Here is a 14,278-nt window from a genome sequence, read left to right on the forward strand (position 1 = left end):
CCCTTCGCTTTTGAGAAGTTAAATTGTTAGGAGTTGTTCACAAAAAACCGTCTTTAGAAAAAATCTAAAGACGGTTTATTCTTTTTTTTCAAAAAATTAGGATACTACAGCTTCAAAATTTTTGGCACTTTGGCATGCATTCGTTATTGTGTCACGCTGCTTGGTTAAAATCTGCTTTGTGGTAGGAGGCAATGTGGTATCTGTAATAACTTCATTATACTCCTCGATTGCAGCTTTTTCACCTTTTTGTACTTCTTCTAAAATGGTTTCTTCGTTATTAGAAGAAAAGGCGGTTTCAATATCCATCCAAGTTCTGTGCATTGCACCCGTTGTGCTTCCACCCTTATCTGGGGTTTCGCCGTAGTTTTTAATTTCGGTTTTTAATTCGTGACCGAAATCGTATCGTTTTTGGGCTTGATCGTTAAAGAATTGTTTCAGCTTTGTATTTTCTACATTTTCAGCTGCTTTCTTATAACCCTTTTCGGCGTCATAATTTTTCTCTAACAGTTCGTTTAATTTGTTCGACATTTTTTCAGTAAACTTCATATTCGTTTCGTTTTAAATTATGCAGTTGTTTTTTCAACATCGTTCCTTTAAAGACAACTGCTCAACTTCATTCGGATATACCTCAATATACTACGAACAAAGGCGTTCAACGAATTATTAACCTAAGTTTAAAACAAATTAACAAGGTTTAACCTTTAGCGGGATTCTATCTGGCGAAGATTATTTAATAGCTCACATTAAACTGCCCTTCCGTAATTTCAGACATATCTGTTACAAAAGAAAAAGCGGCTTTAATGGTCTGTGCTGCCACATTGTGTTCTAAAATCTGTACAGTTCCAGAGGCCGTGGTTTCAAGCCCATTCACACCTTGATATCTTGCGGTAAATCCTGCTCTTGGCAAAGAGTATTCTCCTGGCTCCGCATCGGTTGGCACAGAAATCATCATAATGGCATTGTCTGTACTTGCAGAAGTAATTATTGCGTTATCAGAGCTACGTGATGATACGGCTACGGGGGTGAATAAAACCCCATTTACTTTTGCAGAAAATGTACCAGCATTGTTGGGATCGTCAATATTAACACCAATATACGGCACATCATACAGTACTCCTTTAGAAACAAATACGGTGTCTATTCCCGGAAGAAAGGCATTAAATTTAAACGTACCCGAAAGCGTTTTATTGGTCTCATTTAGTTCAGAAATGGTAACTACACCCTCGCTATCTTGATTTGTTGTGTACATATTACCGCCCATATCTGTATAGATAGCGTAATTTCTTGAGCCCTCTTGGAAATTAAAATTACCCTCTGCCAAACGCGAAAGATGAATTTTTATAGATTCATCGCGGCTTAATCCTAGAATTGTAACGGTACCATTTGGGTTGGCATCTGCGCTGGCTTCAGTAGAAATATACAGGGTGTTATCTACTTTTGCCTGTAAAGCAACAGTATTGGTTTTAGTATCTTCGCAGGAGATTAGTGATATAGTGGCAACTAGCAAAAAAAGTAGCTTTTTCATCGGCAAATAGAATTGTAAGTGTTTTTCTACAAATGTAAAATAAAAAACTTTAATTGATTGAATTTCAAAACTAAAAAAACACTATCTTTGCCGTCCTTAATTATAACCGGGGTCGAGAACCCCAAAAATTAATTTTAAATATGCCTGTAAAAATCAGACTACAAAGACGCGGAAAAAAAGGGAAACCTTTTTTCTGGATTATCGCGGCAGACAGCCGTAGTAAAAGAGATGGTAGATACCTAGAAAAAATAGGTTCTTACAATCCTACAACAAACCCTGCACAGATTGATCTTGATGTGGACTTAGCTGTAAAGTGGCTTCAAAATGGAGCACAACCTACAGATACCGCCCGCGCCATTCTTTCTTACAAAGGTGCTTTAATGAAAAATCACCTTGCTGGTGGTGTTCGTAAAGGTGCTTTAACAGAAGAACAAGCTGAAGCAAAATTTAATGAGTGGTCAGAAACTAAGAGAGATTCTATCGATCACAAAAAAGCAACACTTTCAGAAAGCAAAGACAAAGCGAAAGCTGAAGCACTTGCTGCTGAAAAAGCTGTAAATGAAAAGCGTGCTGCTGAAACTGCCGCCGCTGAAGCTCCAGCAGAAGAGGAAACTACTGAAGAAACAGTTGAAGCATCTGCTGAAACTGCAACTGAAGAAGCTCCAGCTGCAAAATCTGCAATTGAAGAAGCTGCAGAGGAAGCAAAAGAGGACAAGAAAGAAGCTTAAATCTAAAGGCGATGCAAAAGGAGAATTGCTTCTACTTGGGCAAAATCGTTAGAAAATATAGTTTTAAGGGAGAGCTGCTCATTAAACTTGATACAGACGAACCCGAACTCTTTACTGAAATGGAATCGGTTTTTGTGGAACAACGCAAAAACCTGATTCCATTTTTTATTGAAGAAAGTTCATTGCATAAAAGTGAGCTGCTACGCGTGCGTTTTGAAGATGTGCAAAATGAAGCCGAAGCCGATGCACTTATTGGCGCACATTTATATCTCCCTTTGGAGTTTCTTCCAAAACTTTCTGGCAACAAATTTTACTATCACGAAATAATTGGTTTTACCGCCGAAGACGAATCTTTCGGAAAAATTGGTGAAATCACCGGCGTTAACGATACCACTTCGCAAGCTTTGTTTGAAATAGATCGCGACGGAAAGCAAATTTTGATTCCGATGATAGATCATTTCATCAAAAAAGTAGATCGGGAAAACAAAACTATTCTTTTGGATGTACCGGAGGGGTTGATTGAAATGTACATTTGAGAATGAAATCCCAAATTGCAAGCACCAAATTCCAAATAACTTCGAAATTACAAATTCCAAAATCTTCAATCAGCAATCAACAATCGTTAATCGTTAATCGTTAATCGTTAATCGTTAATCTGAAAATCATTTTGAAACCTTTTCAATTTAAACAATTTACCGTGGCACAAGACCGTTGTGCGATGAAAATTGGTACAGACGGGGTGCTTCTCGGAGCATGGGTTTCAATTGAAAAAAACCCATTTTCAATTTTAGATATTGGCGCAGGCACCGGAATTATTGCACTTCAACTTGCACAACGTTCCAACGCCGAAATGATAGACGCCATTGAGGTTGAAGAAAACGCTTTTGAACAGTGCGTAGATAATTTTGAAAACTCACCGTGGGGCGATAGATTGTTTTGCTATCATGCATCTTTGGCAGAACTAGCTGAGGAAATAGAAGATAAATACGACCTCATAATTTCCAACCCGCCATTTTATTCTCCCCCTCTGCCTTCGGCATCTCCCCCGAAAGGAGAGAAAATAATTTCTACTTCTCGAGAATTGGCTCGGTTTAACGATGCGCTTCCTTTTGATGAATTGATTGAAAGTGCTTCTCTTTTACTTTCGGATGAAGGTGTTTTCGCAGTAATTATTCCGCGGAAAGAAGAAGAGCGTTTTATAAAAATTGCTTCGGAAGTAAATCTGTTTCCGAATAGAATTTGCAGAGTTCGCGGCAATGAAACTTCCGAAGAAAAAAGAAGTATGTTGGAGTTTTCTTTCGAAAAAATTTCTCCTAAAATAGAAAATCTTATCATTGAAACTTCACGCCACAATTACACTGAAGAGTACAAAAAACTAGTGGGGGATTTTTACTTGAAGATGTGATATTTTTCAATCATATTCATTGATGCCATAAAGCAACTGTTTCATTTTACTCCCATTGATCTCCACGGGCTTATAAGCGGTATTGAATTTTTCAATGGTAACCGAAATGCCTTCCTTTAAACGTGAATATTCCACAGGGGTTTTTGAGGCACATTGTTTCTCATTTTCATAACTGGAAAGCATAATCTGGAATTTTTCATAAAAGTTTACTCCCTCGTTTATAAAATTGTTGTATTCGGTGATAAACTGGAGCAGGCGGTCTACGGGAAATTCCAGATTTATCTGCAGGTTTCTTGCGGCATTCTTCCAAGGTTTTGTCCAAAGTGGCTAAATAAGTGTCAAGGTTTTTCCGTACCGCATCCCAATCATCACTTTTTCTGCAATCCTCAAGGCTCGTGGAATACTCCAATGGTTTTGTATATTCTTTAAAAAGTTCTTTGATGGCTTCGGAAATGTTCTCGTTTTTCTTTTGCAAAAAAGCGGTCTCGAAATAGATGGTGTTTAGGTCGTTGTGCATTCGCAATGTAAAATCGAGGATGCATTCCACTTCCTTCAAGCTGCTATCTTTTTCGGCTTTGGAAGTATTTGTGTTCGTGAACATGGAAACAAAGGAATATACGACAGAAGTGTATATATTGCTGTTTAACAAACTGGGCAAGTCAAAACCTGTTCGCTTATCCTGTGTGGTTTTCAGTTTGTCCTTCATTTCAACAAACTCGGGATAGTTGTTTGGGTTGCTGATGTTGTTCACATCCCTGAGCGTGGAAACGGCAGCAAAATGGTGGTCCAAGGAAAGCGTTTTTTCATAAAGCAGTTTTATAATCTGCAATCCCTTGATGTATCTAATTTTACTGATGTCCCGAAGTTCACTGTTTTTCAAAAATTCCAATTCTGTACTGAAAGCATCTTTTTGAATTAACAAATCCACTTTTTCGTCTGTGGTCTTGGCATTTTGCAGCAAACTATTTGCCTGTTGCAAATGAAGAAAAATCAGTTCCCTTTTTATGGCATACTCCCGCTGCACTGCCCTAATCTCAAAAAGCATTTCATCCACAATATTATTGGGATCTTCTTCTGGATTTATAGTGCAAAAGCCTTTATAAAAGCAGAGAAAGAATAGCATAAAGACCAATGCGCGTTTCATGGGTTTAGGGTTTACCGACCTCTGCGAGGGTCAGGGTTATTTTTACGACATTTTCTTCTATTTGCATAGGATAGCTGCCTTTTTTTAGCAACTTGTATTTTGGGACGAGCCCTAAAGCCTGCACTACCTCGCTATCGAAGATTAAATCATCTGTCTGCGTAAATGATGTAGGGAGATTGGCCTGAAATGCAGAAAAGGGTTGTCCTGCAATACTGGTCTGTTCAGCTCCGGACAATGAAGAGCGATTTATTGCCAAAACAAAGACATTTTCACCTGTCTTTTGAATAGAGATGTTATTGTTTGGGCTGCTCATTTTATTTGCGCTGCAAAGGCCAAGGCCACCGCTGCAATCCCTTCCGCGGATGTCAAAGCCAATTGGGGCTGCGGATTGTGCGTAGGTCGCGAATGTTGCATATAGCAGCAAGATAACCAATGTTAAGTATAGTCTTGATTTCATTTTTTTTTTTGTTTTTTAAGCGAATAATTTTTTGGTCAAATAGTTTTACATTTCTCTCTTCAACATTTTATTGACCGGGGGCTGGATTATCCATATTCCTATGGGGTAAAACCACAATAGCAAAAGTTCCAAAATGAATTCGGACAAAGAGGCAGTTTTTCCCAATTGGGCTGTCTTAAAAATCTTTGCGATCCTATAAAGACAATAGAGATATAACACCACAAATACAAAACCCAGCATTGTTATAATTATTATTATCTTAAAATAGTTTTGCATATTCCCCTCCAACGCCCAAGTATCAATGTTCAAATAAAGCAACAGATTCACCGCTACATACAACAGAAAAGCGAGTAACAGCAGAAATTTAAGTCTGGTTTTTCTGTGTACATTGGGATTTTTCTTGGTGAAAAAGCTTGCAAGGGACCAAAGCCAATAAAAATAAATACCCATTGAAATTAAAAAGCCCAACAGGAATAATTTATAGAAAAGGAGTGCTTCCGAAGTGCCGCCTCCGACTATTATCATGTACCCAATCATACCCGCCAACAAAGCAAGGGGCAGGCAATAAATTAAAAGGAACAGTTGCCAATGTTTTAAGGATAGAAAAACTTTCATAACGTATGGGTTAAAAGTTAATTGAAACAATTACTGCTTATTAAGCATTTTAATAGCCTTATTTAATTCGGTTTTAGTTACTGAACCGCTTTTGGACCAGACAACCTCTTGATTTTGGTTTAACAATACCGTTGTTGGCAGCACATTGATAATTTCGTCATTGCTAACTCTATACTGCGCAATCATAAAGGAGTATTCATTTTCTTTAACAAACTTTCTAATAATATCCATTTTTTGATTTGACAGTGCAATTACTTTTATTTTTTCTTCATTTTCTATTTCATGAAAAAAGGGCATTTCGCTTATACAAGGTGCACACCAAGTGGCCCAGAAATTGATCAGCAAACCGTTTTCATTAATAGTATTTAATCTTAAAGATGTTCCATCTGTTCCTATAATTTCCAGAGAATTGATGTCCATTACTATAGGTCTCTCGATCTTTTTATTATAAAATAGTATAAAAGTACCTACTATTATAGGAGTCAAAAATCCTAATAACACCCCCCATATGAAATTTATATTTTTCATTTCTAACTTATTTTAAAATTTCCCAATGTCAAAGCAATAACTGCAATGAGTATTATAGAAATAATTAGCCCTATAACGTATCCTTTTAAAAATTTTGATCGCATAATTCTATTTGGATTATAAAGCACCCTTCAAACAAAATTGTTTGAAGGGTGCTTTTATTCGTAATTATTTCTTTTTCAGTAGAACTTTCAAATCGCCGTTGCGAATCACATACTCACCTGGAACAGTCTCATAGCCATTCGGCATATCATACTTACCACCAGTAACTTTAACTCCTGTCAATTGATTATTGAATCCATGAATAACCAAATAAGCGTTTGCACCTTGAGTAACAATATCCCCAGTAGTATTTTTATTTGCTTCAAGCAATGGTTTCCAACCACCGTTTCCTCCCTCATCTTCCCAAGAATAACAATAAGTTACTTCTACTAAAATCAAATCTATTGTAACACAGATTTCATGTCCAGCATCATATTTTATAGTTTTGTCCTTTTTATTAATCGCTCCATAGTTAACTCCACTTATTAATACTATGGCCATCAAGGATAGAATTAAATTTTTCATAATTACATAATTTAAAAATTAAAACACCTACTCTGTACGCTTTTCGGCTTCAGCGTTTTTTGGGCAAAAACCATTTGTGTTTTAATGATAAATATGTAACTTTGGGTTTCGTGAAGGTTTCGTTACACTTCCAATCTTTAAAACATTGGTTTTTGCGGGACTGTGAGAGCTCTTACCTTGTAAGGGCTTTCTCTTTTTTTAGTATTTATTCTATGATAGGTAACTTAATTTAGATGATTGTTGATTTTTTATTGATATACATTAAAAACTTAAGATAAAGTTAACGCATTGTCACTAAAATACCAAGCGGTAGTTCTCCCTTTTTACCCCCCCATTTTTCTGATAATCAATATCATACAAATTATTCGCATAATCCATAATAAATGAATAATAAATTATACTTGATTTTTAGGTCTTTATTAAATACATTTGAGAATGCTCCCCTGCCCTAAATCAAGAAATTATGCACAAAAAACTACGAAAACTGCGGGAGGACAGAAGAATGTCCCGAGAAGCTATGGGAGCTTTGCTGGGTATTTCCCAACCTCAGTACCAACGCAAGGAAACAGGCTTTGCACCATTCACGGAAGCAGAGTGTGAAATAATAGCAGCTCATTTTAATGTTCCCATTGAAGAGATTTTGGAAACAAGTAGCACCACAAAGCACAACCACCATCTTCAGGACGATATGGCCCAGGTTATTTATTTTATTTCCGATAGGCTAATTGAGGAGATAAAAGAAATGAACGGTTTTCTGAAAAAAGAGTTGTTGGAGAAGAAAGAAGAAAATCTAAAACTCAAGGAACAGGTTGAAGTGCTCCAACGCAAACTGAAAAGTAAAAATGATAAGTAACAGTCTTTCTCATCTCTAAATTTCTCCAATAAGGCCTAATTCCACGGAAAGAAGAAGAAAATTTTATAAAAATGGCTTCGGAAGTAAACCTTTTTCCAAATAGGATTTGCAGGGTTCGGGGCACTGAAACTTCCCGCCACGGCGGGCAGGCCGAAGAAAAAAGAAGTATGGTGGAGTTTTCTTTCGAAAAAATTTCTCCAAAAATAGAAAATCTTACCGTTGAAACTTCACGCCATAAGTATACGGAGGAATACAAAAATCTTGTACGGGAATTTTACCTGAAAATGTAGGTCTATATGGTTGTGATTTCTACATTTGTATTCCTTTAAATTACTTATACATGAAACCAGATTTATTTGAAGCTCCAGATTATTACAATCTTGACGAATTACTTTCCGATGAACACAAACTGGTACGCCAAGCCGCCCGCGATTGGGTAAAGCGCGACGTATCGCCTATTATAGAGGAATACGCCCAAAAGGCCGAATTTCCAGAACAAATTATTAGCGGTCTTGCCGAAATTGGTGCATTTGGCCCGTATATTCCCGAGGAATATGGCGGGGCGGGGCTCGACCAAATTTCCTATGGATTGATTATGCAGGAAATTGAACGCGGCGATAGTGGCGTTCGCAGTACCGCCTCTGTGCAATCTTCTTTAGTTATGTATCCTATTTACAAATACGGAACCGAGGAACAACGCAAAAAATATTTGCCAAAACTTGCATCGGGCGAATGGATGGGCTGTTTCGGTTTAACCGAGCCGGACCACGGGAGCAATCCCGGCGGAATGACCACCAATTTTAAAGACAAAGGCGACCACTATCTTTTAAACGGCGCCAAAATGTGGATAAGCAATGCTCCTTTTGCACAAGTAGCCGTTGTTTGGGCTAAAAACGAAGAAGGTAGAATCCACGGGCTTATTGTAGAACGTGGCATGGAAGGCTTCTCTACCCCCGAAACACACAACAAATGGTCGCTTCGCGCTTCGGCAACGGGCGAACTTATTTTTGACAACGTAAAAGTTCCGAAAGAAAACTTACTTCCAAACAAATCAGGTTTGGGTGCGCCACTTGGCTGCCTTGATTCTGCACGTTATGGAATTGCTTGGGGTGCCATTGGCGCTGCGATGGATTGTTATGACACGGCGTTGCGTTATTCAAAAGAGCGAATCCAGTTTGGAAAACCAATTGGGCAATTCCAACTTCAGCAGAAAAAATTGGCCGAAATGATTACTGAAATCACCAAAGCCCAATTGTTGGCTTGGCGTGTGGGCGTTATGCGAAATGCAGGTACGGCTACGAGCGCACAAATTTCAATGGCGAAACGAAATAACGTAGATATGGCAATTAACATAGCTCGCGAAGCGCGACAAATGTTAGGCGGAATGGGTATTACTGGCGAATACAGCATTATGCGCCACTCGATGAACCTTGAAAGTGTAATAACTTATGAAGGCACACACGACATTCACTTGTTAATAACTGGTTTGGATATTACAGGACTAAACGCTTTTCAATAGTAGCACGATTATTTTAACAAAGCCACGATTTTACTGGAAAGTCGTGGCTTTGTTTTTTCAATATATAATTTTTCGAAAAGAATATGCTTGTCGATATATGAAGGATTACAAACCTCATTCGCAGCAATTATCGTATTATTATAAACTGAAAATACAAAAATGATGTTTTTTAAAAATGCAATAGCGCTACTTACCCTAATTACAATTTCCTGTGGAATTTCAAAAGAACCCCTTTCTTCTGAAGAAACTACACATACATATTTAGCACTTGGAGATAGTTACACTATAGGCGAAAGTGTTTGCGACAGTTGTAATTACCCAAAACAATTAACCGCTTCTTTAAACGCCGTATTGAAGAAAAAAACCACGGTTAAAATAATTGCCAAAACTGGGTGGACAACAACCAATTTACTTGCTGCAATCGTCAATGAAAATCCACCAAAAAATTACGATTTGGTTACCTTACTTATAGGTGTGAACAATCAGTACCAAGGAAAACCCTTTTCAGTGTATGAAGAAGAATTTTCAGAATTACTTGAAAAAGCAATTGAATTTGCAAAAGGAAAAACTGAAAATGTAATTGTACTTTCCATTCCCGATTATGCGTTTACGCCATTCGGACAAAAATCTGGGAAAGCGGAAAAAATAACTTCAGACTTAAAAAGATACAATGCATACGCTAAAAAGATTGCTGAAGAAGAAGGAGTGGCATTTAAAAACATAACCCCAATTACACAGCAAGGTTTAGACGATCCAGAATTGGTTGCAGCAGACAGTTTGCACCCTTCTGAAAAAGCATATAAAAAATTTGTTGAACTGCTATTTAAAAGTGTGTTGAAAACACTTCACTAGACTTCGGGGGCTAATTCTACTTCAAGTCCGTCGAGTTCTTCCTTAATAAATATTTGGCAGCTAAGGCGGCTGTTTTCTTTCACATTAAAAGCTTCTGAAAGCATTAAATCTTCATCATAGCTCATTTCGGGAAGTTGGTGGGGACTTTCAACGTAACACTGGCAGGAGGCACACATGGCCATTCCGCCGCAAATACCAATGGTTCCTTCTGGCGCTAATTCGTACGATCTAACTATTTCCATCAGGTTCATATTCATATCTGTGGGAGCATCAACTTTATGTTTTACCCCATGACGATCTACAATAGTTACTTTAATATCTTTCATTGGTACAGACTCCAGTGCATTAAATGTTTTAAACCCGAGGAGGCATTTTTTTAGGTATATTAATCTATTGATTTAATTACTGCCTTTGGCGCTTCCTTTTTACTGCCATCAAAACCTTCAACTCCGCCAACGGTAGTGTATTTCATAACATAACGTTTATCTGGAAAAATGCGTTGATACGCACTTTGGCACATTAGCGTAGCTTCGTGAAATCCGCAAAGAATAAGTTTCAGTTTTCCGGGGTACGTATTAACATCACCAATGGCATAGATTCCGGGGATATTTGTTTGATAGTCTAAAGCATTATTGACTTTAATTGCGTTCTTTTCAATTTCAAGTCCCCAGTCGGCTATTGGCCCGAGTTTTGGCGACAATCCGAATAAGGGAATAAAATGGTCGCATTCACGGTTAAAAACCTCATCGCCTTGTTTTATTACTACTTCTTCCAAACCGTTATTTCCAACCAAACCAATTACTTCGGCAGGCGTTATTAATTCAATCTTGCCAAGGTTTTTTAATTCTTGAACTTTTTCAACGCTATCTAACGCGCCACGAAATTCGTTTCTTCGATGAACAAGCGTTACGCTTTTAGCAACATCTGTTAAAAAGATACTCCAATCCAAGGCAGAATCACCGCCGCCAGAGATAACCACATTTTTGTCGCGGTATATTTCAGGATTTCGAATAATATATTCTACACCTTTATCCTCAAAATCTGAAAGATTGGTAATGGGAGGCTTTCGTGGTTCAAAACTACCTAAACCACCAGCAATAGCTACTATTGGCGCGTGATGTTTTGTGCCCTTATCGGTAGTTACTACAAACGTGCCATCTTCTAATTTTTCTATTGTATTTGCGCGTTCGCCTAATGTAAATCCAGGCTGAAATGGTTCAATCTGTTTCATTAGATTGTTTACCAAATCGCCCGCTAATATTTCTGGAAATCCAGGTATATCGTAAATAGGTTTTTTGGGATATATTTCTGTACACTGCCCACCCGCTTGTGGAAGTGCATCGATTAGATGACATTTTAGTTTTAGTAATCCGGCCTCAAAAACAGCGAAGAGTCCCGTAGGACCAGCACCTATTATGAGTATATCTGTTTTTATCATGAAAGACGATCTCTTAATTGTGTTCAAAAATAATTTAGAAAATGGTAGAATAAAATGACGATTGTCATTACTGGGTAATGCTCACAACTTTCTCTATTTGTGGAGCATATTTTTTAATGGTCATTTCTACCCCGCTCTTTAGGGTCATTTGGTTTACCGAACAACCCACACAAGCGCCCTGTAATTGTACATTTACAATTTTATCATCTTCTATGGACACGAGCAAAATATCGCCACCATCGTTTTGTAAAAACGGTCTTATTTCTTCTAATGCTTGCTCTACTTTTAGTGTAAGTTCTTGGGTTGTCATATTATTTTTTTACGGCACTGCAACCTGCCATTGTTGTAATTTTTATTGCCTCGGTTGGAGGTAGATTTTCGTTTCTACGCACGGTTTCTTCTACCACATTTCTGGTTATTGTTTCAAAAGCTTCCTCGGTTTGCGTTGCTGTTTGCAAAGCTGCTGGCCTTCCAACGTCACCTGCTTCACGAATGCTTTGTACCAACGGCACTTCACCTAAAAATGGCACGTCTAAATCGCCCGCCAAATGTTTTGCACCTTCTTTTCCAAATATATAATATTTATTTTCTGGAAGTTCCGCAGGAGTAAAGTAGGCCATATTTTCAATAATTCCCAAAACGGGAACATCTATATTTTCTTGGCGGAACATTGCCACACCTTTTCTAGCATCAGACAAGGCAACGGTTTGCGGAGTACTTACTACAACTGCGCCGGTAATTGGCAACGACTGCATAATGCTTAAATGAATATCGCCTGTTCCTGGAGGAAGATCTATTAACATAAAATCTAGTTGATCCCAAGCGGCATCAAAGATAAGTTGGTTTAATGCTTTGGCGGCCATCGGTCCACGCCAAATTACAGCCTGATCGGGTTGCGTAAAAAAGCCAATGGAAAGAATTTTAATTCCGTAATTTTCAATAGGTTTCATTTTACTTTTTCCGCCAACATTAACCGATAGTGGTTTTTCCATTGCCACATCAAACATTATTGGGATGGAAGGTCCGTAAATATCGGCATCTAGGATACCCACTTTAAAGCCCATTTTTGAAAGTGTTACCGCTAAATTTGCCGTTACTGTAGATTTACCAACGCCACCCTTTCCGGAAGCTACTGCTATAATATTCTGAATTCCAGGAATTGGCTTTCCCTTTATTAGATTTGGATTTTGTGGTTTAGCAGGCGCTTCAACTTTTATATTTACTTGTACTTTGGCTGTTGCGTCTACTTTTTCATGTATGGTTTTTATAATATCTGCCTCAGCGCGTTTTTTAATGTGAAGTGCAGGGGTAGATAGTTTTAAATCTACGATAACTTCGTCTGCAAATGTAACAACATTTTGCACAGCACCGCTTGCTACCATATTTCTTCCTTCGCCAGAAACAGTAATGGTTTCAAGTGCTTGAAGGATATTTTGTTTTGAAATGCTCATTGTATATATGTAATATTTAGATTCATTCTAAAGTGCAAATATACTAAAATAAGTTGGCAGTATACAGTGGTAGTTTTTAGGAAGTTTTAGTGAAATTATTTCCAATGATTTGTAAATTTTTTTAAAATTAGGAAATAATAAAGTATTGAAAATTTCAACAATTTAATACTTCCAATTCTTAAAACGCCGGATTAGTTTGGTTAAAACTTGATGCTTGCAGTTTGTAATTTACCTACTAAAGCTCCTTCATCGGATCCCAAAAGTGTTTTTCAAAATTCTGGATTTTATTATCCACAATTTCAATTCCTTCATTTTCCAAAAGCTGTTGCATTAGGTTTGTGCCGTCAAAATGATGCTTCCCGGTTAACAATCCGTTTCGGTTTACCACACGATGTGCAGGAACCTCGTGTTTTTTGCTCGCATTCATAGCCCAACCCACCATCCGAGCGCTTCCGGCAGCACCTAAATAATTTGCTATTGCACCATACGATGTAACCCTTCCGAAAGGAATGCATTTTACGACCGAATATACTTTGTCAAAAAAACTCGGGTCGGCCACGTTACATATGTTTTATAATTTTCAATAGTGTAATTGCGGAGATAATAGCGGTAATTATCCCTATTACATAATTCATATTTAGCTTTAACTTACGGGAATCTTCTTTAGGTCTAAAAAACTGAACGTAAAGTGCCAAACTGCTAAAAGTACCAATGCCAGCCGCAATAACGGCAAGTATAAGTGCAGGTTGAGAAAACGAAAAAGCTCCAAAAGTGTTAAAAGTAATGCTCAAATACATCCAATATGGCAGTGGGAGCAGATTGAGCATTGCAATAAAAATACCGAGGAAAAAACGATTTTTTTTTGAATTTTCACCGTGGTCGCGAATTTGTATTCGCGTGTCTTTTGCGATAAAAATAAAGTAAATGGTAAGGCTAATAAAAATTCCTAAGGCTACCTTTTGAAGTAAGCTTACAATCTCGGGATGCTGACCAATATATCTTGCAAAAATCAAGGCAACATACGTTTGTATCATCACCGTTATGCACACGCCAATGGAGAAAAGGAAACCTCTCTTTCGGCCCTCTTTCATGCTTATTTTTGCCGCATACATATTTATTAATCCGGGCGGCAACACCCCAATAAACGCCCCAAATAGACCTATAAGTAAGTTGTAAAAAATTGCCATTTAGGGCCT

20 protein-coding genes are annotated in these 14,278 nt (G+C 37.8%); 7 read left to right on the forward strand and 13 right to left on the reverse strand.

All coding sequences use genetic code 11. From position 1 onward, the window contains the following. Window positions 1-96: 96 nt before the first annotated feature. Complete coding sequence (locus tag QCQ61_RS03180) at window positions 97-546, reverse strand: ferritin-like domain-containing protein (protein ID WP_279449268.1); 450 nt, start codon at window positions 544-546, stop codon at window positions 97-99. Between the two features lie 184 nt (window positions 547-730). Further along, on the reverse strand, window positions 731-1,525 hold the full coding sequence (locus tag QCQ61_RS03185) for a DUF6252 domain-containing protein (protein ID WP_279449269.1): 795 nt from the start codon (window positions 1,523-1,525) through the stop codon (window positions 731-733). A gap of 140 nt (window positions 1,526-1,665) precedes the next feature. On the opposite strand from QCQ61_RS03185, the gene QCQ61_RS03190 reads away from it, so the two are divergent. From QCQ61_RS03190 to QCQ61_RS03200, 3 genes are all read left to right on the forward strand, one after another. Further along, entirely contained in the window at window positions 1,666-2,253 is a 588-nt protein-coding gene (locus tag QCQ61_RS03190) for a 30S ribosomal protein S16 (RefSeq protein ID WP_279449270.1), read from the forward strand. 11 nt (window positions 2,254-2,264) lie between these two features. Continuing rightward, window positions 2,265-2,789 (forward strand): ribosome maturation factor RimM, encoded by a 525-nt coding sequence (gene rimM, locus QCQ61_RS03195; protein WP_279449271.1) that lies wholly within the window; start codon window positions 2,265-2,267, stop codon window positions 2,787-2,789. A gap of 131 nt (window positions 2,790-2,920) precedes the next feature. After that, window positions 2,921-3,658 carry a tRNA1(Val) (adenine(37)-N6)-methyltransferase gene (locus tag QCQ61_RS03200; RefSeq protein WP_279449272.1) on the forward strand — a complete coding sequence of 246 codons (738 nt, stop codon included), beginning with the start codon at window positions 2,921-2,923 and terminating at the stop codon, window positions 3,656-3,658. A 6-nt stretch (window positions 3,659-3,664) separates the two neighbouring features. Here the strand turns inward: QCQ61_RS03200 and QCQ61_RS03205 are convergent, their stop codons facing one another. The 5 genes from QCQ61_RS03205 to QCQ61_RS03225 form a co-directional block, all read right to left on the reverse strand. Beyond that, complete coding sequence (locus QCQ61_RS03205; RefSeq protein WP_279449273.1) at window positions 3,665-3,841, reverse strand: hypothetical protein; 177 nt, start codon at window positions 3,839-3,841, stop codon at window positions 3,665-3,667. Between the two features lie 13 nt (window positions 3,842-3,854). Next, a complete protein-coding gene (locus QCQ61_RS03210) occupies window positions 3,855-4,802 on the reverse strand; it encodes a hypothetical protein (protein WP_279449274.1) in 948 nt (315 codons plus the stop codon). A 4-nt stretch (window positions 4,803-4,806) separates the two neighbouring features. Continuing rightward, entirely contained in the window at window positions 4,807-5,259 is a 453-nt protein-coding gene (locus tag QCQ61_RS03215) for a hypothetical protein (RefSeq protein WP_279449275.1), read from the reverse strand. A 645-nt stretch (window positions 5,260-5,904) separates the two neighbouring features. After that, window positions 5,905-6,402: a TlpA family protein disulfide reductase gene (locus QCQ61_RS03220; RefSeq protein WP_279449276.1), complete on the reverse strand. Its 498-nt coding sequence runs from the start codon at window positions 6,400-6,402 to the stop codon at window positions 5,905-5,907. 168 nt (window positions 6,403-6,570) lie between these two features. Then, window positions 6,571-6,969 carry a hypothetical protein gene (locus QCQ61_RS03225; protein ID WP_279449277.1) on the reverse strand — a complete coding sequence of 133 codons (399 nt, stop codon included), beginning with the start codon at window positions 6,967-6,969 and terminating at the stop codon, window positions 6,571-6,573. 463 nt (window positions 6,970-7,432) lie between these two features. On the opposite strand from QCQ61_RS03225, the gene QCQ61_RS03230 reads away from it, so the two are divergent. From QCQ61_RS03230 to QCQ61_RS03245, 4 genes are all read left to right on the forward strand, one after another. After that, window positions 7,433-7,822: a helix-turn-helix transcriptional regulator gene (locus QCQ61_RS03230; RefSeq protein WP_279449278.1), complete on the forward strand. Its 390-nt coding sequence runs from the start codon at window positions 7,433-7,435 to the stop codon at window positions 7,820-7,822. Window positions 7,823-7,893: 71 nt separating this feature from the next. Further along, window positions 7,894-8,112 (forward strand): hypothetical protein, encoded by a 219-nt coding sequence (locus QCQ61_RS03235; protein ID WP_279449279.1) that lies wholly within the window; start codon window positions 7,894-7,896, stop codon window positions 8,110-8,112. A 50-nt stretch (window positions 8,113-8,162) separates the two neighbouring features. Beyond that, window positions 8,163-9,341, forward strand: a complete 1,179-nt coding sequence (locus QCQ61_RS03240) for an acyl-CoA dehydrogenase family protein (RefSeq protein WP_279449280.1) — start codon at window positions 8,163-8,165, stop codon at window positions 9,339-9,341. A gap of 159 nt (window positions 9,342-9,500) precedes the next feature. Next, complete coding sequence (locus tag QCQ61_RS03245; RefSeq protein WP_279449281.1) at window positions 9,501-10,193, forward strand: SGNH/GDSL hydrolase family protein; 693 nt, start codon at window positions 9,501-9,503, stop codon at window positions 10,191-10,193. Here the strand turns inward: QCQ61_RS03245 and QCQ61_RS03250 are convergent. The 6 genes from QCQ61_RS03250 to QCQ61_RS03275 form a co-directional block, all read right to left on the reverse strand. Next, window positions 10,190-10,519: a 2Fe-2S iron-sulfur cluster-binding family protein gene (locus QCQ61_RS03250; protein WP_279449282.1), complete on the reverse strand. Its 330-nt coding sequence runs from the start codon at window positions 10,517-10,519 to the stop codon at window positions 10,190-10,192. The two genes, QCQ61_RS03245 and QCQ61_RS03250, sit on opposite strands and share 4 nt — an antisense overlap. 59 nt (window positions 10,520-10,578) lie before the next feature. After that, window positions 10,579-11,631, reverse strand: a complete 1,053-nt coding sequence (locus tag QCQ61_RS03255) for an NAD(P)/FAD-dependent oxidoreductase (protein ID WP_279449283.1) — start codon at window positions 11,629-11,631, stop codon at window positions 10,579-10,581. 67 nt (window positions 11,632-11,698) lie between these two features. Continuing rightward, window positions 11,699-11,941, reverse strand: a complete 243-nt coding sequence (locus QCQ61_RS03260; protein ID WP_279449284.1) for a NifU family protein — start codon at window positions 11,939-11,941, stop codon at window positions 11,699-11,701. Between the two features lies 1 nt (window position 11,942). Next, the gene (locus QCQ61_RS03265; RefSeq protein WP_279449285.1) at window positions 11,943-13,082 is read right to left on the reverse strand and encodes an Mrp/NBP35 family ATP-binding protein; all 1,140 of its coding nucleotides are present in this window, start codon (window positions 13,080-13,082) and stop codon (window positions 11,943-11,945) included. Window positions 13,083-13,317: 235 nt separating this feature from the next. Next, window positions 13,318-13,641, reverse strand: coding sequence for an MGMT family protein (locus QCQ61_RS03270; RefSeq protein WP_279449286.1), 324 nt, complete (start codon window positions 13,639-13,641; stop codon window positions 13,318-13,320). Window position 13,642: 1 nt separating this feature from the next. Then, complete coding sequence (locus tag QCQ61_RS03275; RefSeq protein WP_279449287.1) at window positions 13,643-14,269, reverse strand: lysine transporter LysE; 627 nt, start codon at window positions 14,267-14,269, stop codon at window positions 13,643-13,645. Window positions 14,270-14,278 lie beyond the last annotated feature (9 nt).

It is taken from the genome of Aequorivita marisscotiae, assembly GCF_029814825.1.
Taxonomy (GTDB): Bacteria; Bacteroidota; Bacteroidia; order Flavobacteriales; family Flavobacteriaceae; genus Aequorivita; species Aequorivita marisscotiae.